The organism is Geothrix campi (assembly GCF_024609265.1).
GTDB lineage: Bacteria > Acidobacteriota > Holophagae > Holophagales > Holophagaceae > Geothrix > Geothrix campi.
Map to the genome: position 1 here is coordinate 937,875 of NZ_JANHMP010000001.1, position 22,963 is coordinate 960,837.

Annotated in this window: 22 protein-coding genes; 13 read left to right on the forward strand and 9 right to left on the reverse strand. The window is 61.0% G+C overall.

Features of this window, described 5'->3' with window-relative positions:
• Positions 1 to 8: 8 nt before the first annotated feature.
• From NOV65_RS04425 to cysK, 9 genes are all read right to left on the reverse strand, one after another.
• Complete coding sequence (locus NOV65_RS04425; protein WP_257304696.1) at positions 9 to 4,442, reverse strand: PAS domain S-box protein; 4,434 nt, start codon at positions 4,440 to 4,442, stop codon at positions 9 to 11.
• Between the two features lie 423 nt (positions 4,443 to 4,865).
• Entirely contained in the window at positions 4,866 to 5,420 is a 555-nt protein-coding gene (locus NOV65_RS04430; RefSeq protein ID WP_257304698.1) for an OsmC family protein, read from the reverse strand.
• Positions 5,421 to 5,620: 200 nt separating this feature from the next.
• Positions 5,621 to 6,586, reverse strand: coding sequence for an MlaD family protein (locus NOV65_RS04435; RefSeq protein ID WP_257304699.1), 966 nt, complete (start codon positions 6,584 to 6,586; stop codon positions 5,621 to 5,623).
• A complete protein-coding gene (locus tag NOV65_RS04440) occupies positions 6,583 to 7,248 on the reverse strand; it encodes an ATP-binding cassette domain-containing protein (RefSeq protein ID WP_257304700.1) in 666 nt (221 codons plus the stop codon). The genes NOV65_RS04435 and NOV65_RS04440 overlap by 4 nt, the downstream gene beginning before the upstream one ends.
• A complete protein-coding gene (locus NOV65_RS04445) occupies positions 7,248 to 8,033 on the reverse strand; it encodes an MlaE family ABC transporter permease (protein WP_257304701.1) in 786 nt (261 codons plus the stop codon). The genes NOV65_RS04440 and NOV65_RS04445 overlap by 1 nt, the downstream gene beginning before the upstream one ends.
• Positions 8,034 to 8,074: 41 nt before the next feature.
• Entirely contained in the window at positions 8,075 to 8,764 is a 690-nt protein-coding gene (locus tag NOV65_RS04450) for a transporter (RefSeq protein WP_257304703.1), read from the reverse strand.
• A 130-nt stretch (positions 8,765 to 8,894) separates the two neighbouring features.
• A complete protein-coding gene (locus tag NOV65_RS04455; RefSeq protein ID WP_257304704.1) occupies positions 8,895 to 9,524 on the reverse strand; it encodes a CAP domain-containing protein in 630 nt (209 codons plus the stop codon).
• 53 nt (positions 9,525 to 9,577) lie between these two features.
• On the reverse strand, positions 9,578 to 10,093 hold the full coding sequence (locus NOV65_RS04460) for a DUF4395 domain-containing protein (protein ID WP_257304706.1): 516 nt from the start codon (positions 10,091 to 10,093) through the stop codon (positions 9,578 to 9,580).
• Between the two features lies 1 nt (position 10,094).
• Complete coding sequence (gene cysK / locus NOV65_RS04465) at positions 10,095 to 11,060, reverse strand: cysteine synthase A (protein ID WP_257304708.1); 966 nt, start codon at positions 11,058 to 11,060, stop codon at positions 10,095 to 10,097.
• Positions 11,061 to 11,182: 122 nt separating this feature from the next.
• Between cysK and NOV65_RS04470 the strand changes: the two genes are divergently transcribed.
• The 13 genes from NOV65_RS04470 (at position 11,183) to NOV65_RS04525 (ending at position 22,856) form a co-directional block, all read left to right on the forward strand.
• Positions 11,183 to 11,614, forward strand: a complete 432-nt coding sequence (locus NOV65_RS04470) for an RrF2 family transcriptional regulator (RefSeq protein ID WP_257304712.1) — start codon at positions 11,183 to 11,185, stop codon at positions 11,612 to 11,614.
• 475 nt (positions 11,615 to 12,089) lie between these two features.
• On the forward strand, positions 12,090 to 12,581 hold the full coding sequence (locus NOV65_RS04475) for a hypothetical protein (RefSeq protein ID WP_257304713.1): 492 nt from the start codon (positions 12,090 to 12,092) through the stop codon (positions 12,579 to 12,581).
• A 189-nt stretch (positions 12,582 to 12,770) separates the two neighbouring features.
• A complete protein-coding gene (locus NOV65_RS04480; RefSeq protein ID WP_257304715.1) occupies positions 12,771 to 13,175 on the forward strand; it encodes a VOC family protein in 405 nt (134 codons plus the stop codon).
• Between the two features lie 161 nt (positions 13,176 to 13,336).
• Entirely contained in the window at positions 13,337 to 13,792 is a 456-nt protein-coding gene (locus tag NOV65_RS04485; protein WP_257304716.1) for a GNAT family N-acetyltransferase, read from the forward strand.
• 124 nt (positions 13,793 to 13,916) lie between these two features.
• Positions 13,917 to 14,354, forward strand: coding sequence for a hypothetical protein (locus NOV65_RS04490; protein WP_257304717.1), 438 nt, complete (start codon positions 13,917 to 13,919; stop codon positions 14,352 to 14,354).
• Between the two features lie 27 nt (positions 14,355 to 14,381).
• Positions 14,382 to 14,909 (forward strand): hypothetical protein, encoded by a 528-nt coding sequence (locus NOV65_RS04495; RefSeq protein ID WP_257304718.1) that lies wholly within the window; start codon positions 14,382 to 14,384, stop codon positions 14,907 to 14,909.
• 802 nt (positions 14,910 to 15,711) lie between these two features.
• The gene (locus NOV65_RS04500) at positions 15,712 to 16,692 is read left to right on the forward strand and encodes a hypothetical protein (protein WP_257304720.1); all 981 of its coding nucleotides are present in this window, start codon (positions 15,712 to 15,714) and stop codon (positions 16,690 to 16,692) included.
• A 1,591-nt stretch (positions 16,693 to 18,283) separates the two neighbouring features.
• Positions 18,284 to 19,030 carry an SAM-dependent methyltransferase gene (locus NOV65_RS04505; RefSeq protein WP_257304721.1) on the forward strand — a complete coding sequence of 249 codons (747 nt, stop codon included), beginning with the start codon at positions 18,284 to 18,286 and terminating at the stop codon, positions 19,028 to 19,030.
• 174 nt (positions 19,031 to 19,204) lie between these two features.
• Positions 19,205 to 19,579, forward strand: a complete 375-nt coding sequence (locus NOV65_RS04510; RefSeq protein WP_257304723.1) for a hypothetical protein — start codon at positions 19,205 to 19,207, stop codon at positions 19,577 to 19,579.
• A 133-nt stretch (positions 19,580 to 19,712) separates the two neighbouring features.
• A complete protein-coding gene (locus tag NOV65_RS04515; RefSeq protein ID WP_257304724.1) occupies positions 19,713 to 20,315 on the forward strand; it encodes an outer membrane beta-barrel protein in 603 nt (200 codons plus the stop codon).
• 145 nt (positions 20,316 to 20,460) lie between these two features.
• Entirely contained in the window at positions 20,461 to 21,036 is a 576-nt protein-coding gene (locus NOV65_RS04520) for a hypothetical protein (protein WP_257304725.1), read from the forward strand.
• 252 nt (positions 21,037 to 21,288) lie between these two features.
• Entirely contained in the window at positions 21,289 to 21,639 is a 351-nt protein-coding gene (locus tag NOV65_RS15595) for a GNAT family N-acetyltransferase (RefSeq protein WP_425250837.1), read from the forward strand.
• A gap of 158 nt (positions 21,640 to 21,797) precedes the next feature.
• Positions 21,798 to 22,856, forward strand: coding sequence for a medium chain dehydrogenase/reductase family protein (locus NOV65_RS04525; RefSeq protein WP_257304727.1), 1,059 nt, complete (start codon positions 21,798 to 21,800; stop codon positions 22,854 to 22,856).
• Positions 22,857 to 22,963: the final 107 nt, after the last annotated feature.

Sequence of the window (22,963 nt, forward strand, 5' to 3'; positions counted from 1 at the left end):
GCTCCGACTCAGTGGAGGAGTTCGGCCAGCTTGATCTGGAGCTCCTTCAAGCTGAAAGGCTTTCTCAGGCTGTGTACCAGCGGCTGCCCGTCCACATGGGGGGCGATGAGGTCGCTGCTGTAACCCGTGGCCACGAGTATTGGGATGCCTGGCCGCAGGGCCTGGAGGCGCGGCAGGACCTGGGCGCCACTCATCCCGGGCATGTTCATGTCAAGAATCACCAGATCCGTCTGCAGCCCCTCTTCCAGGAGGCGGAGGGCCTCCCGCCCCTCCGGCGCCTGGGTGGCTTGGTGTCCCAGCAATTCCAGCCCCTGCATCAAAGATTCACGAAACAGATCATCGTCGTCCACCAGCAGGATCTTCCGACCTCCTGGGCCCACCGCCAGCGGGGAGGCCGCATCCTGCTCGGGATGCAAGCCTCCCACCCGCGAGGCTGGGAAGGTCAGGATCGCCTCGGTTCCCTGCCCCACTCGGCTCTGGAGGTTCAAGGACCCCTCGTGGGCCTTCATGGTGCCGTACACCATCGACAGCCCCAGACCCGTGCCCTTCCCCTTGGGCTTGGTCGTGAAGAACGGCTCCATGCACTTGGCGAGTATTTCCTGGGGGATGCCCCCGCCCGTATCCCGCACTCTGAGGATCACGCCACCCTCGGGAGATCTGGTGGTCTGGATACGGAGGGTGCCCCCGTCGGGCATCGCATCGCAGGCATTCACACAGAGGTTCATGAGCGCATGGCTGAGTGCGCCAGCATCTCCCCGGATGAACCCCAGCCCTTCCTCGAGATCCACTTCAAACTGGATGTTCTTCAGGACGGTGTGGCTCAGGAGTTGGCTCATCTCCTGGATAAGGATATTCAGGTCGACCGGCCGCTCTTCCTGAATGTCCTTGTGTGCGAAATAAAGGAGGCTTTTCACGACGTCCCGGCCGCGCATGCAGGCGCTCATGATCGTCTCGAGGGACCTTGCCGAGCGGTCCGACGGCTCGGTCCGCTCATGGAGGATCGAGGCTGTCCCGAGGATGGCGCCCAGTACGTTGTTCATGTCATGGGCCACGCCACCCGCCAAACTCCCCAGGCTTTCCAGCTTCTGGGACTGGTAGAGCTGGGCCTCCAGATGCCTGCGTTCAGACTCAACCCGCTTCTGTTCGGTGATGTCCTCTTTCAGGGCGATGTAGTTGGTCAACGCGCCGGCTTCGTCCCGGACGGGAGCGATGGTCACCCGCTCCAGGAAGAGCTGACCGTCCTTCTTGAGGTTTTCGAATTCGCCCACCCAGACCTCGCCCCGGGTCAGGGCATTCCACATCTGTCTGTAGACCCCTGGCGGAGTGGCTGGCGACTTCAGGATGCGGGGATTCTGGCCGATGGCCTCCGCGGAGCTGTAGCCGGTCACCTGGGTGAACCTCGGGTTCACGTATTCGATGGTCCCCTCGGGATCCGTGATCACCACGCAAAGCGGGCTCTGCTCGACCGCCACAGAGATCTTGCGGAGCGCCTGCTCGTCTTCCTTCTGCTCGGTGATGTCCTGGATGACGCCGACCAGTTCCGCTGGCCGGCCCTCAGGGTCCCAGTGCACCTCCCCTCGGCCATGAACCCATCGGAGGGCCCCATCGGATGGGCGGACGATGGGGTAGGTGAGATCGAAGCGTTCGCGGCGTTCGATGATCCCGGCGACATATCCTGCGAGCTGATCGCGGGCGCCTGGAGGGACGAGACCCGTCCAGCCAGCCAGCGTCCGGGGATAGTCAGGCCCGATGCCGAAGATCCGGTCGAGGTAGGGGCTGCTCGTCCACCGGTCCTTCCCGATGTCCCAGGTATAGGTCCCGATGCCGCCAGCTTCCTGCGCTTCCCTCAGCAGGCGCTCGCTTTTCTTCAGCGCGGCCTCGGCCTCGCGGCGGCGTTCCTCACCCGCCAGATGGTCCAGAGCGTAGGACACATCCATGGCTGCCTCGACGAGCAGTTCGGTCTCGTGGATTCCGAAAAAATGTTTCTCTCCGGCATAGACGGCCAGGGCGCCGATCACCTTCCCTCCTTCGCGGATGGGGAAGGCGGCGGCGGAGGCGAAGCCGGAGCGGGTCGCAGCCTCCCGCCAGGCACCTGAATCCGGCAGGCCCAGGTAATCGTTGAAGAGGCAGTGGCTGCCCTCCCGAATCGCGGTGCCCATGGGTCCGTGGCCGATGGGCGTGTCATCGCTGCGCACCTCAAGCGCGTCCAAATAACCCACCGTGTCGCCGCACTGGGCGACCCTGGTCACCCGGTGCGTGATGGGATCGTCCAAGCCGATCCAGGCCATCCGGAATCGCCCGTACTTCACCAGGGCTTCGCAGAGCCTCGCGAAAAGGCCTTCGCGGGAACCCGCCCACACGATGGCCTGACTCACCTGGCTGAGGGCGGCATAGAGCTGGGTCATGCGTTGGAGTTCGCGTTGCTGGGCTTGGCGCTCCGTGACGTCTCGAATGAAGCTGACGACGATCTGCTCGTCCCCCAGGTCCACCACCTTGGCACTGACTTCCGCTGAAAAGGTGCTGCCGTCCTTGCGGCGATGGATCGTCTCGAAGCGGATCGCCCCTTGGGCCTTCATCTTGGCGAACAGAGAGAACCCCTCATCGCGAGTCTCCACCGCACGCAGGTCCATCGCACTCATGCCCTGAAGTTCCGTGAGGGAATACCCGTAATGCTCCACCGCCCGGGTGTTCGCCTCCCGGATCCACCCGTCCCCATCCATGAGCAGGATGATGTCGTTGGCCTGGCGCATGAGCCATTCGAAGCGCTGGGAAAGGTTCAGCTGCTTGCGAACCATTTCGGCGTCGTGATGCCGCACCATCAGGCCCAGTCCGGCGGCGACAATGATCACGATACCGATGAGCCCGATCCCACCGACCCAGACCCGCCGGCGCAGGGGGCCGTACACTTCGGCCTCGTCCACTTTGGTCACCATACCCCAGGGCATGACCTGAACCTGATGGATGGCTGCCAGAACAGGTTCTCCGCGATAGTCCAAGCCTGCCACCAAGCCCTCCTGGCCGCGCGCGGCCAGGGCCGAGGGCATGCCGGGATCTGCCTTCAGGGGCAGGCGGAGACTCATGGCCGGCTGGGCCCGGTTCCGGAATTCACTCAGGTAGAGGATCTCGTCACCCTCCCGGCGCACCAGCAGCGTCTCGGCGCTGGGGCTGGCCGTCGGCCAGGAGCTGACAAGCGGGTAGAGGAACGTCCGGGGGTCCATGACCAGCAGCAGGGTTCCCTCGGCCAGCGAGCCAGGCTCCGGATTCGCCCCGATCGGAATCCACAGGCTGAGGTGGATATCCGGTTTGCCCGGGTGCTGATGGAGGTCGCGGATCATGACCTCCTTGGATCGCAGAGCCGCCTGGAGTTCGGAGGCATCCATGTCTTCATCACTGAAGGCCTCTTCACTGGGTACCGAGATCCGGACCCGGCCCTGCCGGTCGAACAGCACCACCCGCCGGTAGGTCCCGCGCTGCAGGTCTTCCATCGAGGCCCGCAGCTGCGCTTCTGGCGGCGCCCCAGGTGTTTCAGCCAGGAACCGCCGGAACGCGCCCTGGATCAGGTTCCCTCGAGATACCCGATCGGCGACGGCACGGCGTTCAGCCAGCCAAGCCCCGATCTGATGGGCCTTGAACTCCGCGATGGTCGACAGCTCCGTCTGCACCTGCGCGCGAGTCGCCTTGAGCTGGGCCCTAAGGAAGAACGAACCGCCGCTGAGGACAAGCACGCCGAGCAGCAGGAACAGCGCCAGGGGGCCCGTGGTGAACCAAAGGGGCTGAGGACTGCGCCCGTGCCCAGGCACAAAACCGAACACGGCCAAGGGCCAGGTATCGCATCCGGCCGCGAGCATCAGCGCAAGGCCGAATCCCACCGCGCAGAACGCCGAAGGCAGGGACATGGGCGTGAGACCCGACTCGTACAGAAGCGGAGCCCCGGCCGCATAGCTGATCAGCACCACCGTACCGATCACCAGGGGAACCTGGGCCAGGAGCGAGGCGGCCTGCCGCATCCGCCAGCGCAGCCTCAGACCGGTCTGGCGAACGAGCATGGATAGCGCGGAGAAGGAAACGGCCAGCCCCGTGAGAAGCGACGCAGGTCGTCCAGGAATCGCCCCGCGCCCGAGGACCGGAAGAGGCCCCAACAGGCGCCCCGCCACCACGGCCAGGCCAAGGCACAGCCCAACCAGAGCCATTCCTCGGACCACCTGCCGCATCCGCGCAGAGCCCGGCCAGGCCGTCTCCATCAGCAACGCCCCACCCAGCAACAGCACCAAGCCAGCCGCCGCGGGGGACATGGGAACCATGCCCTGGTTCATGGCGGCGAAGTACCGCAAACCCAGAACAGCACCGAGAGGCGTCAGAATTCCCACCGTGCAGATGGTCATGCCGAGCCCGATGACGGCGCGTCGGGCGATCTTCTGCATGAGCGAGGGACCAGTCAACAACCACTCTCCAGGGACGGAATCCACTCAGGGTAAAAACTCGGTTGGAAAGCGAGGGTCGCGGAGTTGTCCAGGTTCTCCAGCTATTACATTGAATTTCATAGCTTGATTTAACGATCATGAATCCGGCTTTGTGATATTAATCACATGAGGGTAATCAATGCTGGACCTGCCCCTTGGACTGGCGTTTTGAGGGCTTATTTCATGCTTCAGACGATTCAATCCACTTTCGAGGGATTTGAGGGATTCGGAGCCCCACGTCTTCCGGAGGCTGCGAATCCTGATTCAGAGGCACCATCTCCCCTCTTCCAATCGATTCGAGCGTGAATCCATCGCCCGGGGGAATCCCGTACATCACAGTGGGGCGGCTGGCCCAGGCCATGCCGCCCCACTCAGAGCAGGCTTGCTACTGCCGTGATCCAATCCTCAGTGGCTCAGCTTGATGTCCACCGGGTTCTTGAAGGTGTCGTACAGAGGCGAGGTGCGGATCACCTTGTCATGGAGCTCCTGGATCTGCGCCGGCGTGCCGCTGCAGGCGAGGTTCACCTTCACGCGGATCTGCGAAAGGCCGGGCCGGATGTTCTTGTCCAACTCCAGGAACCCCTGGAGGTCCGTATCCGTCTCCATGTCGAAGCTCAGGCTGCTGATGTCGAGGCCCATGGCCGTGGCGGTGTAGGCGTAGGTCACGCTGAGGCAGGCGCTGAGGGCGTGGAGCGCCGCCTCCCCGGCATTGGGCGCCAGGTCGGTACCCAGCAGGGCGTCGGGTTCATCGGCTTCGAGGAACATCGGCGTACCCCGCATGTGCTCCATCCCGGCCCCGTAGAGTGAATCGAAGGTGCTCTGGGAATGGGCGCCGTTGATCCACTTGGCCCGGGACCTGAAGGTGAACTTGGCGAGGGCGGGATTGGCCTTCACCATCGCGACAGTGGTGTTGAGGGCATCCACGTTCACGCCGTTGTGGATGGTTGCAATGTTGCCCATGGATCCTCCTCCTGGATCGGGCGCCGTCCCGGGCGAAGGCCCAGCCTCCGGCCTGGAAGCGCGTATAGGGACACCCACAAGAGTCCCGTGTGCCACGGGGCCCCCTGGAAACAGGTTCCCAACATGGGCCGCGTTGCGCCTGAAACAAGGTCGCAAAATTCGAACCAGGGTGCCCCTGAGGGCATCCCACACGGAGCCAGCTACTTGGGTGGCGGCGCGGCCTTGGCGGCCTCCAGGGCCCGCCTCGCCTTCTCCCGCTCCCCCTCGCTGGGAGTGCCCCAGACGATACGATTGGGCTTCTGCTTGAGCAGTTGCAGCAGTTCCTCCACGGAATCCAGGGAGCGCCGCAGCGTCTTGAGGCTGGCCTCCAGTTCCGGCTGATCCTCGGCCTGGAAACGGCTCAGCAAGGTGTCCGACTGCTGGAGGACCGAGGCCAGGTTGACCAGGATCCGATCCAGTTCCGGCGCCCGCTTCTCCAGGAGCGCCCGGGTCACTGCCAGGCTCTTCTCCAGGTCCAGCACGGCCTTGTCAGCCTCACCCATGCTGCGATCCGCGTGGGAGGCGAGGCCGCGGCCCTCCCGGGCCAGGGCCTGGAACTCGCGGAGGGTGGCATCCAGGGAGCGCAGGGCCTGGGCCACGGAGGGATGCTCCAGCAGGTCACCCAGCCCCTTCTGCCGGACGCGCTCCCGCACCGCGTCCAGAGACGTGTTCAGGTTCGCCAGCAGACGGTCGGCGCGTTCCAGGACGCCGCCCAGGGACACGCCCTCCTCGCCCGGGATCTGGTCGCCCGCGACCAGCGCCACCGTGCGTTCCCCGGGCGGAGGCAGGCGCAAGTCGAGGATGACGCTGCCCACGCCCCTGGGCGCCACCACGGCCCGGGTGCCCCGCCAGAGGCGGATGTCCGCGCGCACGGCCAGGGTGGCCAGGAAGTGATAGTCCACGCCCTCCTGGCGCATGTCCAGCCGCTCCACGGCGCCCACCCGGTAGCCCCTCAGCTGCACGTCGGTGCCGGGCACCAGCCCTTCCATCTGGTCGAGCCGAACCACCAGCGGATAGGTCTTCTCGGTCACGGCGCCCGCGTTCTTGTAGGCCAGCAGCCCGGCGAAGAGGGCCAGGGCCAGAAGAACGAACAACCCCAGACGGGCATCCTGTTTCTCGAAGTTCACGGCGCCTCCGCAGGCCAAGGAAGGGGGTGGAGATCCAGCCGCTGGACCTCCAGTTCGTGGAAGCCGCTGCTTTCCTCCACCGCGAGCACGAGGGTGCAGCGGGAATCCGCAGCCCAGTCTTCGATGAGGGCCAGAGCCACGGCCCGATCCGCGGCATCCAGGCCCTCCAGGGGTTCATCCAGCAGGACCAGTTCGGGCTCGAGGGCCAGCACACGCGCCAGGTTCGTGTGCTTCCGTGCCGCGCCGCTCACGGCATGCGGGCGAAGCCGCGAAACCGAGGCCAGACCCAGCCGTTCCAACGCGTCCAGGGTTCGCTGCTTCACTTCGGGCTTGGGCAACCCCAGGAACCGGAGGGGCATGGCCACGTTGTCCTCCAGGCTGAGGTTCGACAGCAGGCCACCGGCCGCGAAGGCGAAGCCCATCCGGACCTGCCCCAGCAGGGCCAGGGCGCCCTCGCCGGGCCAGACGGCGACGCCCGCGATGCGGACCTCCCCGCCCCGGGGGCGCTCCGTGCCCGCGAGCAGCTTCAACAGGCGGCTCTTGCCCGAGCCGCTGGTTCCCGTCACCAGCAGCGTCCCACCCCTGGATACGTCCAGATCCAGCCCCTCCAGCAGGGCGCGCCCCGCGGGCGGATCGCAAACGAGGCCGCGGACCTGGATCATCAGAAGTAGAAGACTGCGGCGACCAGGCCGTCGATGACGAACACAGCCACCAGGGCGGACACCACGGTCCTCGTGACGGCCTGTGGGATCTCGGTCTGGCTGCGCTGGACGCGGAGCCCGAAGTGGCAGGCGTGGAAGGTGATGGCACCGGAGAAGAAGAAGACCTTCAGCAGAGTCGCCGTGAAATCAAGATTCGACAGCGCCTGGCGCACCGACCCCATGAAGAAACCCCAGGTGACGCCGTACTTCAGGCGGGCCACCAGAAAGCCGCCCGCCAGGGCTGCCGCGTCGAAGAACACCACCAGCGCGAAGACCGAGATGAGCACCCCAAGCCAGCGGGGCAGCAGCAGGTACTGGTAGGGGTTCACGCCGTGGGCCGCCAGGGCGTCCACCTCGCCGTTGAGCTGCATGGCGCCCAGTTCCGCCGAGATGGCCGTGGCGCTCCGGCCGATGACCAGCACGGCGGTCAGCAGCGGGCCCAGCTCCCGCAGGATGATGAGCACCATGAGCGTTCCGATGTAGTTCTCCGCGCCCAGGCCCGAGAGCTGGCTGAAGGCCTGGATCAACGTCACCGCCCCGAGCAGCAGGGCCGTGCCCACCACGAGCAGTCCGGCGTCAAGCCCTGTGAAGCGGATCTGGAGGCTCGTCTGGCCGCCCACCACCGCCAGCTGGCCGGACCGGAGGGCGAGCCCGGCGCGCAGCGTCCGCAGCACCAGGTGCGCCTGGTCGCCCAGGAACTCCAGGAAGCCGCGCACCGGCGCACCCAGCCGCGCAAGGAAAGCCATCATTCACCCGAGGATTGGCTCCCAGGCTAGCAGAATACCGTTCAGGGGAGGGCCGGCCCGCGCGCGGCCGCCGGGGGCCGGACCGCTTCCAGGCTCAGGGTCATCTGGTAGCCGAGGTAGACATGGGTCTCCCGGTCGCCCGATAGGTTCCGGCCCGCGCTGATCAGGACGTGGTCCCGCCCCGACAGGTTGAGGATGGCCCCGAGGTTGAATCCGGAGGAGGCCACCCCATCCTGCGTGGCCGCCGAGCGCTGGAACAGTTCTCCACCCACGGTGATCCGCGCCGACAGATCCCGCTGGAGAAGCCACCCGAGGTAGTGCCAGTTGCGCTGGCCTTCTCCGGGGTTCCGCCACCAGCCGTACCCGCCATAGCTGGTCCAGGGCCCCCAGCTCTTCTGGAGCCACAGGGGGAGATACACCTGGGTGTGCCCCGCGCCGAGGCGCCGCTCCGCGGACCCCGTCGGAACCTCTACCAGCGGGAAGATGCCCACCTGGGGAAGGTCCTCGGTTTCGTGCAGGAGGCGGAGCTTGAGCCCGACTTCGGTATCGCCATAGCCCCGGGTCACGGGTTCGCCCGCGGGCTTGGCGTAGGCGAGGGGCGCCACGAGGTGGAATTGCGTGTCCGGCAGGATGCCGGCGTTGAACTCCACCAGGGGCAGGCTGCCCGATGCGCCACCAGGCGCCCGGAGTCCCATCCAGCTCAGGTAGAGCTCCATGTGGTGGAGTTCCACCGGCTCCGGATCATCCGTGAAGAAGGGTGGACCCGCGTGCAGGCAAGCCCCCAGGAGCCCGGCCCCTACCAGCGTCTGCCACCGTCCGGCCCGCGAAAGGAGGGTTCCAGCCCGCCCCATGCCGCGGCCCCTACCGGCTCTCCACGAACCCGTCGGCGTAGTCGATCACCGTCACGGTGCGGTAGTCCCGGTGGGGCGCGGAGCCGGCGCCGGCCTGGTGGAGATCCGGATTGAAGAGGTTCTTCCGGTGGCCGCGGCTGGTCACGCCATCGTCGACCAGCAGCTGGATCACCACCTGCCGGGCCTCGTCCTCGCCGGCGCTGATGTTCTCCGCGATGAGCCCCTGCCACCGCCCCAGCCGGTTCAGGCGATCCCTGAGACGACTGCCGTCCGAGCCAGTGTGTTCGATGCTGCCCTTCGGCCCGATGTCCTGCGCGTGCAGGCGGGCCGCCCTCGCCAGCCCCTCGTTGAAGCGCAGGGGACCCACCGGTTGTGCGGATTCAAGGAAGGCGATGGCCTCGTCCAGGGCTGCCACGCCTTCTTCCGTGCGCAGGGGCACGCGATCCGGGCGATTCCAGAGGGTGCCTTTGAAAAATGGTCGCAGCTCCCGAAGGTATTTCGCGTAGACCTTCGGCCGCACGCGCACGTCGCTCATCTCCTGGACCACGGCCCGCTCAAAGGCTGTCGCCTTTGCCGGGGCCGCCGGAATCGTCTGGGCCGGAAGCAGCAGCGTAACGAGCGGCAAGGCTACGGTTCTCATGGCCACCTCGGGTAAGAACCCCAAGAATAAGCGAACCGGAGCACCCCATGCCTTCAGAGGGTCGGCTCATCGACTCCAATGGAGATCGGCTGGACGGCGCCGGCTCGAACCCACGGCAGCCACGGGTGGATCTGGCAGGCCAGGCAGAACCCGAAGAAGGCCTCGAGCCCCGCGCAAATGCCCAGGACGATGGCCAGCCCCGATCCCAGTGCCCGCAACCCGGCCACCAGGGCCAGCCCGATCCCCAGGGAGAACAGGAAGCCCACCGAGGCCGCGAAGCGTTTGGGGCCGGCATTGATCCTTCGTATCGGAAGGCCCATCAGGCGGCGAAGCCACCCCGCCGCACGAGCCACGGGGCTGAAGGCCGGGTGCCCCGACGCCCGAAGCGCAAAGTCCGCGGCCAGAGCCAGGACCACCCCGCCCCAGCCGCGCCAGACAGCCAGGGCGAGCAGGCCCAGCGACAGGAAGGCCGCCACCCGCCCGGCCGTTTCGTCCACGAGATCCGGGGCAATGGGGCAAGTCGGGCCGGGCCGGGTTTCCTTCGGGTTCACCTCAGGACGCTGCGCCATCCTAGATCGCCGGCCCATCGATCTCGGCGAAGAGGGGATGGGTGAGGTACCGCTCGCCGGTGTCGCAGAGCACGGCCACCACGGTCTTGCCCTCGCCCAGTTCCTTGGCCACTTCCAGAGCGGCGAAGACGATGGCGCCGGTGCTGATGCCCGTGAGCAGGCCCTCCTCCCGGGCCAGGCGGCGCGTGATGGCGATGGCATCGTCATAGCCCACGGGGCGGACGCGCTGGAAGGCCTTCTTGTTGAGGATGCCCGGCACGAAGTTCGGCCCCAGGCCCTGGAGCTTGTGCGGGCCGGCCTTCCCCTCGCTCAGCAGAGGCGACGTCTCGGGTTCCACAGCGACCACGAGGGTGCCGGGCTTCTTCTCGGCCAGCACTTCGCCCACGCCGGTCACGGTGCCGCCCGTGCCCACGCCTGCCACGAAGGCATCCAGCTCCGGCACCTGCTCGAGGATCTCGAGGGCGGTGGTGCGGCGATGGACGGCTGGGTTGGCGGGGTTCTCGAACTGGCGCACCAGGAAGTAGGAAGGATCGCCATCCGCCAGTTCCTGGGCCTTGTCCACGGCGGCCTTCATGCCCCCGGAGCCCGGCGTCAGCAGCAACTCCGCGCCGTAGGCCTTCAGCAGGGAGCGGCGCTCCTGGGTCATGGTGTCGGGCATCACCAGCGTGATCTTGTAGCCCTTGGCCGCGGCCACGAAGGCGAGACCGATGCCCGTGTTGCCGCTGGTGGCCTCCAGCAGCGTCATGCCCGGCTTCAGGGCGCCGCGGGCCTCGGCATCCTGGATCATGCTCAGGGCGATGCGATCCTTGACGCTGCCGCCGGGGTTGGCGCTCTCCAGCTTCACGTAGACCTTGGCCGAGCCCTTCGGCACCAGGCGGTTCAGCCGTACGACGGGCGTGTAGCCCACCAGTTCGTAGGCGTGTTCGACGCGATTGGGGCGGTCGGTGGGGCGGGTCGGCTGGCTCATGGTCGGGGCTCCTTCAGGCTTCGGGCGAGGCCCGGATTCTGAAGTATGGAAAGGAATATCTAATTGTCAAGTTTGTCAATTGATTTAGTTATGTATTTGGTTATTCTGGCCTGGGAGGTTTCATGGTGAAGGGGTCGGCCAAGGGACGCTACGGGTTGCTGCTCATGGTGGAGTTGGCCCTTCAGGCGGGACGCGGGCCGGTGCTGGTGGCGGACATCGCAGAGCGCCAGGCCCTCCCCGTCAAGTTCCTCCGCGTGCTGCTGGGCAACCTCAAGGCCGCCGGCCTGGTCAAGGTGCAGCGCGGCCCCAGCGGCGGCTGCGAACTGACGCGGCATCCCAGCCACATCACGGCACTGGACGTGCTGGAGGCCCTGGAAGGCCGCTTCGTCGCCGGCAGCCTGCCCGCCGACGCAACCCACGGCGCCCGCGCCATCCGCGAACTCTGGTCCCGCAGCACCGAAGCCGCCCGGACGGTCCTCCGCGGCACCACCCTCGCCGACCTCGCCGACCGACATCAGGCCCTGGAGGTGGACAGCCAGGGCTACTCGATCTGAAAAATTGCCGAGGACTCAACAAGAACCGCAGAGAGCGAATCAGCAAGCCCGCAGGTTTGAAATCCGCCCGTGGCCACCCTCCCCGCCAGACTGACCCCCGCCGTCACGAGAGCTCGCCCCCTCGTGACCACCTCCCGCCCCATCCGGACGAACCAAGGACGGGAAGACCTGGCCCGACCCGTCCCAGGAGGCCACGGCAGAGTCTTCCAACACGAGAAGACCTTCCAACCCGGTACTGATGCCGGCGACGGAAGATACCGCGCGTCGGCCATGCCACCCATCCCAGGTCCCAAGCGCCCACCGCAAGCCCACCCGACGATCCTTCCGGAATCATTTAGGTTTGTCTTACTTGTTTAGGCGACCAGCCAGGATTGATAAGCTGATACTTACGCTCCCCTGGCCCAACCCCTCCCCCGTTTAGGCGAACCTGCCGGGCCCCAGACCCATCGCCTAATTCAAAGTTAGGGCACACCCCGTGCACCCTGCCAAATACATCCTGGTTCCACTCGCATCCATCTCACTGATGGGGGTGAACCAATCTCAAAATCCGAGCGATCCACCCAGGAACAAAGCTGAAGATTTTGTCCACTTTGGGGCCAAGCTGTTCAAAGCTACCCACTCCAAACCAATGAGCGAAAAGGTTGAGGAAGAGCTAATCCTGCATGGCGAACCTGCTGAGATTTGCACAGCTGTTCATTCTGGATTCACGGCACGGTTCCTCCGCTACAAAACGGATCGCCGCGTTTTTCTGAACACCTTGGTCATCTCAAGCTCATCCATCAAACTGCCTAACGGCATCAACCTTGGCGATTCCCCTCAGAAGGTTATCGCGCAGTTAGGGCAACCCACACGGGCGGCCGCAAACGAGCTTGAATATGTGTTTGGTGATCCCATGGAGGATTCTGCTGTATTCCAGTTCCGAAACAGCAAACTCACTCTGGTTAAATGGAGTTACGAACTCGACTAATAGCCCAATGGGGCATCCCGTGTGCCCTAACCCTCCGCTCAACTCGGACCCCGCCTGCATTGCCTTCCGCTCTCTCTCAACATCTCGCTTCCTCGGCTCCGCTCAGCGCCCCGGTGCAGGCGGGGCCGGTTAGCTTCATTCGTTAGGCCGCAACCCATTGTCACAACTACCAAGTCAAAGGAGAACGGCATGATCAACCAGGTTTTCCTAACCCTTCCGGTCGCCGACCTCCAGAAGTCGGTCGCCTTCTTCGAGGCGCTTGGATTTACTCACGACCCAAAGTTCAGCGACGAAACGGCTGCGTGCATCATCATCAATGATGCCATTTCTGTCATGTTGGGCACCCACGCCAAGTTTCGTGAGTTCACACCCAAAGCTGTCTGCGACACAAGCCAGGCCGTCGAAGTCCTGATATCCCTCAGTTGTGAGAGCCGTGAGCAGGTAGATGAATTGGTTGCCAAGGCTCTTACCGCTGGTGGTTCAACCTACGATAAGCCTGAGGATTTCGGGTTCATGTACACCCACAGTTTCCTCGACCTAGATGGCCATGGGTGGGGGCTGCTCCACATGGTTTCCCAGCCTGCACCACAGTGATTTGCAACACCCAAGCATGAGTCTCATGCGGCCTAACCCTCCGCTCAACTCGGACCCCGCCTGCATTGCCTTCCGCTCTCTCTCAGCATCTCGCTTCCTCGGCTCCGCTCAGCACCCCGGTGCAGGCGTGGCTGGTTAGCTTCATTCGTTAGGGCGCATCCATGAACACCGTCCAAATTGCACAAGTGACCACCCTTCAGGAATCCGAGTTGGGTGAACTCGTCATAGAAAGTGAAGTAGAAGGATTTGGGTTTGTCAGTCGCCTTCGGGATGAATGGTATTCATCGCGTAATCGATTCGATCAACCTGGCGAGGCCTTCTTCACAGCCAGAGTACAAGGACAACTGGTTGGGGTTTGCGGGTTGAGCCGCGATCCGTATTCTGTCCAGGCTGGCGTGGGTCGTGTTCGTCGGCTGTATGTTCGCAAGGAATTTCGCCGCTTGGGCGTTGGTCAGCAGCTCGTTCAGGCCGTGGTGGAGGTCGCACGTAAGCATTTCACCCTCTTAAGCCTTCGCACTGACAACCCAATCGCATCGCGATTTTACGAACGACAAGGCTTCCATCCAATCTCTCGACTCGAGAGCTGTACACATTTGTTATCGCTCGTTGCGCCCTAACCCTCCGCTCAACTCGGACCCCGCCTGCATTGTCTTCCGTTCTCTCTCATCGTTCCGCTTCCTCGGCTCCGTTCAGCGCCTCGGTGCAGGCGGGGCCGGTTAGCTTCATTCGTTAGGCGTCACCATGGCCCGCAAAATCATTGCGCTCCTGCTTTCCCTTTGGGGTTGGGCAATGCTTGGGCTGGTTTTCCATTACACCTACCTCTATTACTCGAGCCCGCTGAATCCGAGCCGCGATGAATACTGGGAGGGTGTCGGACTTGCCTGGGGCGTCGGGTTGGTCACCTGGATCGGGTTACCAACTCTAATGATTTCGTTTCGAAACGAATTCAATCGAACCTTCGCCATCCTTATGCATATTCCAGTTGTCATAGCGTTCATCTACTTACTTTGGTACTGGGTCCCCATACTTCCTCATTCCCCAACTGCTCCAAACTCCAGCCCAAGTGCAGCGCCTAACCTCTCGCTCAACTCGGACCCCGCCTGCATTGCCTTCCGCTCTCTCTCAACTTCTCGCTTCCTCGGCTCCGTTCAGCGCCTCGGTGCAGGCGTGGCTGGTTAGCTTCATTCGTTAGGTTGCTCCGCTCACATGAACGAATTGGTCCGCAACGCAGCCCAAAAAATTGACAACGCCCTCCAGGCCGAGCGCGGGCAATTGGCTCAGCAAGTGGGCTCACTCGTTGCACGCCGTGCGGCTCAAGGGAACCTTCAGTCAGGTGGCACAGTTATAGAAGTTTCAAGACTCTGTGAAGCGATCTATGAACGAGCAGCAGTAGTGATATCCCACGAATTGCTGTGGGTTGTTCAGAAAGCCATCTATCCCAGTCATAAATTCGTTGCTGAGCTCGAAAGTATTGGCTCTGGGTTCATGGATCATCTTGGCCGTACAATTGATGAACACATGCTTAAGGCTGAGAAGCTTGCTAAGGCGCCACCCCATCAATTGGGGCTGCATCTGCAGACTGTCAAGGAACGAGGGCAGTCACAAGTTACAACCACGATCCAACGTTGCAGAATCGAACGGGTAAGAGCGCTTTACCTTAAAACACTTGGTATATTACTCTCAGCTCCAGTTGCGGGTTACCTAATCAAATTCCTAATAGAACATTTTCTATAATCGACGGTCAAGCAACCTAACCCTCCGCTCAACTCGGACCCCGCCTGCATTGCCTTCCGCTCTTTCTTTTGTCCCTGCTTCCTCGGCTCCGCTCAGCGCCTCGGTGCAGGCGCGGCCGGTTAGCTTCATTCGTTAGGCCTCCCGTGATTCGATTGCTTTCTCTCGCCGTCGTGTCCCAAGCTTTACTAGCCCAGGCTACGCCCAAATTCGACTCTTACCCGGTGGCCCGGGTTGAGCTAAAAGCATTCGCTCCAATTCAGGTGCCCAAAACCAGCGACAACTGGAAACTACTCGAATACCTACCCGATGCTGAAAAATATCCTGTCAATTTTGCGGGTAAGTTCACCGTATTCGAGTACTCATGTGGAATCGGTTGCACAGAAATCTGCCTCATTGATAGGCAATCCGGAAAGGTGTATGAATCGATCGGGGCAACTTTGGATATTCCTAAATCCTATAAAGGTCCGTACGGTTTTCAATATCACCCAGATAGCCGCCTCCTTGTTGTTTACCACGCAGAGAGATTCAAGTTCCCAGTCATAATTGATTACTACATTCTCGAGGGGACCTCTCTTAAGCTTATTCAGTCATACTCTCAAAATTCGCAAGTTTCAAAGCCAGTAAAAATGAAATAGTCATCGGCCTAACCCTCAGCTCAACTCGGACCCCGCCTGCATTGCCTTTCGCTCTCTCTCAACTTCTCGCTTCCTCGGCTCCGCTCGTCGCCTCGGCGCAGGCGGGTCCGGTTAGCTTCATTCGTTAGGTGGCATATCACCGCCTTCCATGCCTAAAAGGAACCATCATGGAGTCCACCCCCAGGCTTGGTTTCTTACCAGTTGAAGAAAGATTCAGACTCCGAAAAGAAAAGATATATCGCGTAATGCTCTTTCGCGAACTGGGAAGTTACCCACGAGGAACGATTCATGTTCCGAATGGCTTCTTTCATGCTGATGACGAGATCGTATTTTCTGTCGTTTATGGGAATGATTGGAACCAGTTGGATCCAGATCTGCCATATTCAGAATTTGATTGGGCATCACCTGAGGAAATTCACCTTCTCGCTTCCATTCTCCTTTGCGAAAAGCGCGATGATGCCTACATCTCCTTTTATCCACTTGTGAATGTCTCTCTGAATCTGGACGCTGACAAAATAGATCTGTCCACCAATGATGCGGTAATGAGCGTTCGCACTCTGCTCCTTGAGACAGCGAAATCCAGCGACAAACACTACGCAAGAGACTCAATTTTGTCTTGCCTTGGAAAACCTTTCTCCTTGATCGCGCCAGAAAGGTACAACCTTGACCGGCTCCAACTTTATTGGGACAGTCTTTCTCCGTCAGACTACGTGCTAATCCGTGGAGTCTATTCGTTAATCAAGTGTGACATGCTATGCCGTCATTACGAATTTTGGGAAGAGGCTCTTCTGACTCTGTATATTGCCCTAGAAGCCTCGTTTCAGATTGTATTAGAGGTATTGGCAGCAGAAGGAATTCCCGAACCCAATGCCCACGATGCCGCGGTATGGCTCCATGAGCATTTCGATAAGCCATTTGGAATTTCAGCACCTGATGAGCTTGAAAAATATTTCGAAGAATTCTACGAAGAAAGAATCATGACCCTTCACCCCTCAAACCGCTTTGGTGAATACCCATTCTCACCAACAATGCATGATGATGTAAATCACCTAAGACGCGCCTTAAGAGAAATCTTCGCATATATTGTTTCTGGTTCTCACGGTCCGGATTTTGAAGAAGATCTGCACCGGAATGTCCGGTCCCAATAACTCCCACATCAATCACTCAGGCCTGCCGCCTAACCCTCCGCTCAACTCGGACCCCGTCTGCATTGCCTTCCGCTCTTTCTCTTCATTTCGCTACCTCGGCTTCGTTCATCGTCTCGGTGCAGGCGGGGCCGGTTAGCTTCATTCGTTAGGTGGCTCATGAACTTTTGCGCAACCGTTTTCACCGCCAGTCTATTGTTCTCGTCTCATGCCTTTGCCCAAACCGAGGTACCTAGGCCACCAAGGCCCGTTCATCGAATCAACTGGGAAGACGCCTACGAAGCGTTGGCGTTCCACCATAAGTACGGCCCCAAAGACGGTTTCGGGTACACCACTGTTTTATATTTTTCAAAAGCAGCAGACGATTCTGTCTCAAACACATCCGGAATGATTCTGTACCTACGGCCTGAACACGATGGCAAGCACAGCCCAGAGGGGGCTATCATTTGCGCCTATGAATTCGACCAAGACGGTATTCGATTGGTCAATCAATTTCGATTCAAGTACACCGCCAACTCAATCCTTGACGGACCGTGGGTCTATATTCTTAAAGGGATCGGCAAAACGGGTGCTACGGTCAGCTAATTTCTAGCCATCCGTCCTAGCCACCTAACCCTCCGCTCAACTCGGACCCCGCCTGCATTGTCTTCCGCTCTCTCTCAACTTCCTGCTTCCTCGGCTCCGCTCACCGTCTCGATGCAGGCGGGGCGCGGTTAGCTTCATTCGTTAGGCCGACGTGGGCGGGCTCGGCACAACGATTTCTAGTCAGCCCTCCTCAGCATCCCATCGCGCTATCGTGGGTCATTCCATCTCTCGCTTTGCCGTTGTCAGACCTGGTTTAACCAGCTGTTCGCTCTTTCCAAAGTTGAAGCGCTCGGGGCGTAAGATCCGGCGTTGTGGCCTTCCCGCCCACCTCCGCCTAACGTGCCCGTCTCATGGGCTCGGTTCACCCGGCAATCGGCGTACGGCCTAACCTTACGCTCAACTCGGACCCCGCCTGCATTGCCTTCCGTTCTCTCTCAGCATCCCGCTTCCTCGACTTCGCTCGTAGCCTCGGTGCAGGCGGGGCCGGTTAGCTTCATTCGTTAGGCTTCTCGACAAAACAGGTCCGTAACCTATGGCCTACCTACTTCCAATTGCCTTTATCGTCGTGGTGGCCGGAGCCGTTTTCGTTCTGGTGCAGTACTTCAGTTCTGCACGCAGATCAAGTTCCCAACTAGCCGGGTCTCTAATGGCCTCCGGCTATCACCTGGTTTCATCGAAACGGGCCTTCCTTAACTTTGGCCCCTTCCACTCTGCTGGGGTGTATCACCAGCCGGTTTATAGAATTTTTGCCACAGACACCAATGGGCAGCTTTGCTCTGGTTGGGCTCGTTGGTCACCAGAACCCGGTCATTTCGAGTTCTCGTGGGAGCAGAATTGAGCATCAGCCTAACCTTTAGCTCAACTCGGACCCCGCCTGCATTGCCTTCCGCTCTTTCTCGTCTCCCTGCATTCTCGGCTCCGCTCGTCGCCTCGTTGCAGGCGGGGCCGGTTAGCTTCATTCGTTAGGCCGTGACCGTATCTACCCACACCCATAAGGAGATTTCCCGGGATGGACATTCCAAGGATCTTCAACATCACCGAAAGTGCCCACCGCATCCATAACCCGTTCACACCAGAAAAGCTGGCCTCTCTCGGCCTTGCGCTGCGTCTGGAATCGGGCACTCAAGTGCTCGACCTCGGCAGCGGTTCAGGAGAGATGCTTTGCACCTGGGCACGCGATCACGGCATCATCGGCTTCGGCATCGACATGAGCCAGTTGTTCACCGAGCAAGCCAAACTCCGTGCTGAAGAACTCGGCGTCGCCAATCAAGTTAAGTTCATCCATGGCGACGCCGCCGGTTATGTCTCCGATGAGAAGGTCAGTGTGGCAGCCTGTGTGGGTGCCACTTGGATCGCCGGGGGAGTCGTCGGCACTATCGAGCTTCTGGCGCGGAGCCTGCGCGCTGGAGGGATCATCCTCATCGGTGAGCCCTACTGGCGGCAGTTACCGCCGACGGAAGATGTTGCCAAGGGGTGTCTTGCTAACTCAATCTCCGATTTTCTCATGCTCCCGGAGCTTCTCGCGTCTTTCGGCCACCTTGGCTACGACGTCGTTGAAATGGTCCTGGCTGACCAAGACGGCTGGGATAGATACGAGGCGGCCAAATGGCTCACCATGCGCCGATGGCTTGAAGCTAATCCAGATGACGAGTTCGTGAAAGAAGTTCGAGCAAAACTGACCTCGGAACCCGAGCGCTATGCCGCTTACGCGCGTGAGTACCTGGGCTGGGGTGTATTCGCACTGATGCCGAGGTGAGAGTAACCTATCGTTCAACCCGGATGTTGCCTCCATGAACCACTTCTCCCACTAGCGTACTGGAATTCTCGTCTCTTCGTTCTGCGCCGCTTCGACAACGCCGGTTAACTCTGTTCGTTAGGCCGCTCCACCTTCCTCAGCTACGGGTGTGGCGGCTCCCTTCAGGAGTAGATCATGCGGTTTAATCGCTCGTTCCTTGCTATGGTCTTTCTTCTTGGGTTTTCGGGGTTGGCGAATTCACTGTTCGCCTCTGAACCAACCGGGCTGTCAGTTTCAGTTTCTATTTCTCCTGCGCATTCCAGGCCTGAGGATTGCCTTTGTAAGGCCGAAATCACTGATCTGGCAGATGGCAGGCTTATCGCCGCTCCCAATCTGATCCTTAAAAAGGGTGAACCCGGCAAGGTAACCATTGGTGATCACGACGCTAACTATTCCCTTGTCTTCGAGTTCTCAACTGACAAATCAGGATCGTCAGCAACCTATTCGGTTACGTACATCAAAAACGGAAAGATGGTCAGCGTTCAGAAGGGCGCCATTTCCATTCGATGATCGTCTTATCCCTTAGCCCAACTCATATCCCACCTGCATTGCCTCCCGCCCTTTCTCTTCGTCTCGCTTTCTCGGCTTCGTTCTTAGCCCCGGTGCAGGCCGGTCCGGTTAGCTTCATTCGTTAGGAGCTCGCATGCGCAAATACAGCAACCTGCTCGCCATCGCCATCTTTGGGCTCTACGGTCTGTCAGGGCAGGCTCAGGATTTCCACTTTGGAGTTCAGGCCGCTCTCAGCTCGCCTACCGGCGATCTAAAAGACATGGCCGGCTCAGGTGCTATCGGGGGGTCACTTCTGCTCGACTGGTCTCTTGCTGGCGGCCACATTCTGCGCCCTCGCCTTGACTACACCCATTACCCGGACAAATCTCTCACCACCACATCACTTACAAGTTCGACAAGTACGACTATCCATGCCACCTATTCCATCACGAGCAGTGGATTTGGGCTTGACTACCTCTTCTACCCTTCAGGCAAACAGGAAGGTTGGCATCTGGATCTTGGTATCGAGGAAATGCGCTATTCAATTAAGGTCCGAGGCACTTCGACTCTTAGTTCAATTACTAGCTCGACTACAGATTTTTCCGGGCCAGACACCACTAAGAGCCAGCTTGGGTATGGGCTGGGCATTGGCTATGACTTCAACCAGCATTGGTCCATGGGTATGCGATTCAACTCGGCCAAAGTCGAATCCATGAAACTCGATTCCTTCAATACAAGCATCGGCTACCGATTCTGACCGGCCGCGGTTCGACTCCCGACCCTTCACTCGACTCGGACCCCGCCTCCATCGTCTTCCGCTCTCTCTCATCTTCCCGCCTCCTCGGCTCCGTTCATCCCCTCGGTGCAGGCGGGGCCAGTTCGCTTCCCTCGTCAGGCGTTCCATGCTCCCCGAATATTTCGCGATTATCGGTGCCATCATCGGCTCGCTCGGGGGCTTCTATTATTTATATGAAACCATCGTCGGTAACGCCCAGCCCAACCGCATCACGTGGCTGCTTTGGGGCGTCTTTCCGATGGTCATTTTTGTGGCGCAGAGGGCCCAGGGCGTCGCGGGTGTGTCGTGGGCTTCATTTGCCGCGGGATTGACACCGTTGCTTGTCTTCGCTGCGTCTTTCTTCAATGAGAAAGCCTATTGGAAAAGCGAGCCGCGCGACTACTACCTGATGGCGGCGGCTGTCATCGGCATCATCCTCTGGGCCATGACCGACAAGCCCAACCTGGCCTTGGTGTTCTCGTTGCTGGCCGATATGCTGGCGAGCCTACCGACCCTCATCAAGTCGTACCGGCATCCCCATTCCGAGAGTTGGATCGCCTATGCTGTCAGCGCACTCGGCTTCGGAATAAGCTTGTTGTCGGTTCAAACCTACAACCTAGAACATGCCGCTTTCGTAGCCTATGTGGTGATCCTCAACGCCTCCCTTGCGGTGTTGGCCTCACGGAGCCCTAAGCGTAAATAGGCAGCCAGCTTCTCCCGTTAAACTCGACGCCAGCCTGACCCTCCGGTCAATACGCCCCCGCCTGCATGACCTTCCGTTCTCTCACAGCTTCCCGCTTCCTCGGCCTCGCTCAGCGCCTCAATGCGACGGGTCCGGTTAGCTTCCTTCGCCAGGCAGCCCATGAGCTACCAAATTCGGCCGGCCGACCTTTCCGATGCCTCTGAAATCGCACGTCTTTCTGGTGCACTTGGATACCCGGTCGGACGTGATGAGATGGCTCAGCGCTTGGCTTTGCTACTTCCTAATCCTGCTCAGCTTGTCCTTGTGGCGAAACCAGTGGATGGCGACGGCCTCCTCGCCTGGCTTGCCGCGGAGAGGCGCATCACGCTGGAATCTGGAACCAGGTTCGAGATCGTGGGTCTTGTTGTGGATGGGACTGTTCGGCGGTCAGGGATTGGCAAAGCCCTTGTCCAAGCTGCAGAACAATGGGTCTTAGACCAATCGGGGACCGGCCTCGGCGTCAGGTCCAATGTCTTACGCCCTGAATCTCACGGGTTTTACGAGTCGCTCGGCTACCTCCGCAAGAAGAGCCAACATGTATACAACAAGAGCCTATCTGCCTGACGCTCCGCTCCACCCGGGCGCCGTCTCCATGGCATTCCGCTCATTATCCGTCTCCCTGCTTTCTCGGCTCCGTCCATCGCCCTAGCGCAGGCAAGGCGGGTATGATCCATGCGCTAGGCATCACGCGCTCAACCGCCCTCCAGGAAAGGAAGGGGTCCATGAGACACACGCGTATCCTCGTTACCCACTACGGCGGACCGGACGCGCTTCGGGTCATCGAAGAAGATTGTCCCGAACCGAAGCATGGTGAAGTGCGGGTGAAAGTGCTTGCGGCAGGCGTAGCCTTGCCCGACGTCATGGCCCGGGAGGGCATTCATCCCGAGACGCCCGAAGTGCCGTTCACACCGGGTTGGGATCTGGTCGGCAGAGTGGATCAGTTGGGCGAGGGGGTCACTGGATTTGAGCCGGGTCAGATGGTTGCTGCACTGCCGATCCACGGTGCTTATGCGGAATTCGTCTGCCTTCCACATCAAGAACTGATTCCAGTGCCTCCGGGGTTGGATGCCGCCGAGGCGGTCAGTCTTGGACTGAACTACATCACCGCGTACCAGATGCTGCACCATTCCGCTGGCGTTAAGGCGGGCCAGAGGGCCTTGATCCACGGCGCGGCTGGAGGCGTGGGCACGGCGCTCTTGCAGCTTGGGCACCTGGCCGGCCTGGAGATGTACGGGACCTGTTCCTCACGAGGGGCGCAAGCCGTTTCCGATCTGGGCGGCATCCCGATTGATTACCAGACTCAGGACTTCGTGAAGGAAATCCTCCGCCTGACGGGCAAGGGCGTGGATCTCGTGCTTGATCCCATCGGGGGCGGCCATCTTTGGCAATCCCGCAAGGCCCTCTGCCCAGGCGGCAAGGTGGTGGGCTACGGTCTTATCTCATCCATACGTGGCGAGGGGTTGGCTTCAAGTCGGCCGGGTCGGCGCCAGCGCTTTCGTGGCACCGCCCTCTTCGCGTTGTACATCCTCGGGGGCTGGCTTCTCCCGGGCCGGAAGAGAGTGGTCCCCTACAGCATCCAGACGCTCAAACGGCTGAAACCCGATTTATTCCGGCAGGCTTGGATCACCCTGTTAGGCCTCCTTCAGCAGGGGAAGATCAAGCCCCTCATCGCACGACGCTTCCCTCTTGCCGAGGCAAGACAGGCCCAGGAGCTGCTCGAAAGAGGAGGGGTGGTAGGAAAGGTGGTGCTCATGATGAACGAGTCCCCTCGCACAAGCTGACAACCTGATCCCTCACCCTGCCTGACCTCCAGCTCATCCCAGACCCGATCACCGGTGGCAGGGCCCTTCCCTCTACACCATGCTGTCCAATCGCGCTGTCGATGGTT

Coding starts and splice junctions, on each gene's coding strand:
- NOV65_RS04430 (WP_257304698.1), bottom strand. CDS start 5,420: ATGGGCAACATTGCAACCATCCACAACGGCGTGAACGTGGATGCCCTC.
- NOV65_RS04440 (WP_257304700.1), bottom strand. CDS start 7,248: ATGATCCAGGTCCGCGGCCTCGTTTGCGATCCGCCCGCGGGGCGCGCC.
- NOV65_RS04445 (WP_257304701.1), bottom strand. CDS start 8,033: ATGGCTTTCCTTGCGCGGCTGGGTGCGCCGGTGCGCGGCTTCCTGGAG.
- NOV65_RS04455 (WP_257304704.1), bottom strand. CDS start 9,524: ATGAGAACCGTAGCCTTGCCGCTCGTTACGCTGCTGCTTCCGGCCCAG.
- NOV65_RS04460 (WP_257304706.1), bottom strand. CDS start 10,093: ATGGCGCAGCGTCCTGAGGTGAACCCGAAGGAAACCCGGCCCGGCCCG.
- cysK (WP_257304708.1), bottom strand. CDS start 11,060: ATGAGCCAGCCGACCCGCCCCACCGACCGCCCCAATCGCGTCGAACAC.
- NOV65_RS04470 (WP_257304712.1), top strand. CDS start 11,183: ATGGTGAAGGGGTCGGCCAAGGGACGCTACGGGTTGCTGCTCATGGTG.
- NOV65_RS04480 (WP_257304715.1), top strand. CDS start 12,771: ATGATCAACCAGGTTTTCCTAACCCTTCCGGTCGCCGACCTCCAGAAG.
- NOV65_RS04485 (WP_257304716.1), top strand. CDS start 13,337: ATGAACACCGTCCAAATTGCACAAGTGACCACCCTTCAGGAATCCGAG.
- NOV65_RS04490 (WP_257304717.1), top strand. CDS start 13,917: ATGGCCCGCAAAATCATTGCGCTCCTGCTTTCCCTTTGGGGTTGGGCA.
- NOV65_RS04495 (WP_257304718.1), top strand. CDS start 14,382: ATGAACGAATTGGTCCGCAACGCAGCCCAAAAAATTGACAACGCCCTC.
- NOV65_RS04500 (WP_257304720.1), top strand. CDS start 15,712: ATGGAGTCCACCCCCAGGCTTGGTTTCTTACCAGTTGAAGAAAGATTC.
- NOV65_RS04505 (WP_257304721.1), top strand. CDS start 18,284: ATGGACATTCCAAGGATCTTCAACATCACCGAAAGTGCCCACCGCATC.
- NOV65_RS04510 (WP_257304723.1), top strand. CDS start 19,205: ATGCGGTTTAATCGCTCGTTCCTTGCTATGGTCTTTCTTCTTGGGTTT.
- NOV65_RS04515 (WP_257304724.1), top strand. CDS start 19,713: ATGCGCAAATACAGCAACCTGCTCGCCATCGCCATCTTTGGGCTCTAC.
- NOV65_RS04520 (WP_257304725.1), top strand. CDS start 20,461: ATGCTCCCCGAATATTTCGCGATTATCGGTGCCATCATCGGCTCGCTC.
- NOV65_RS15595 (WP_425250837.1), top strand. CDS start 21,289: ATGGCTCAGCGCTTGGCTTTGCTACTTCCTAATCCTGCTCAGCTTGTC.
- NOV65_RS04525 (WP_257304727.1), top strand. CDS start 21,798: ATGAGACACACGCGTATCCTCGTTACCCACTACGGCGGACCGGACGCG.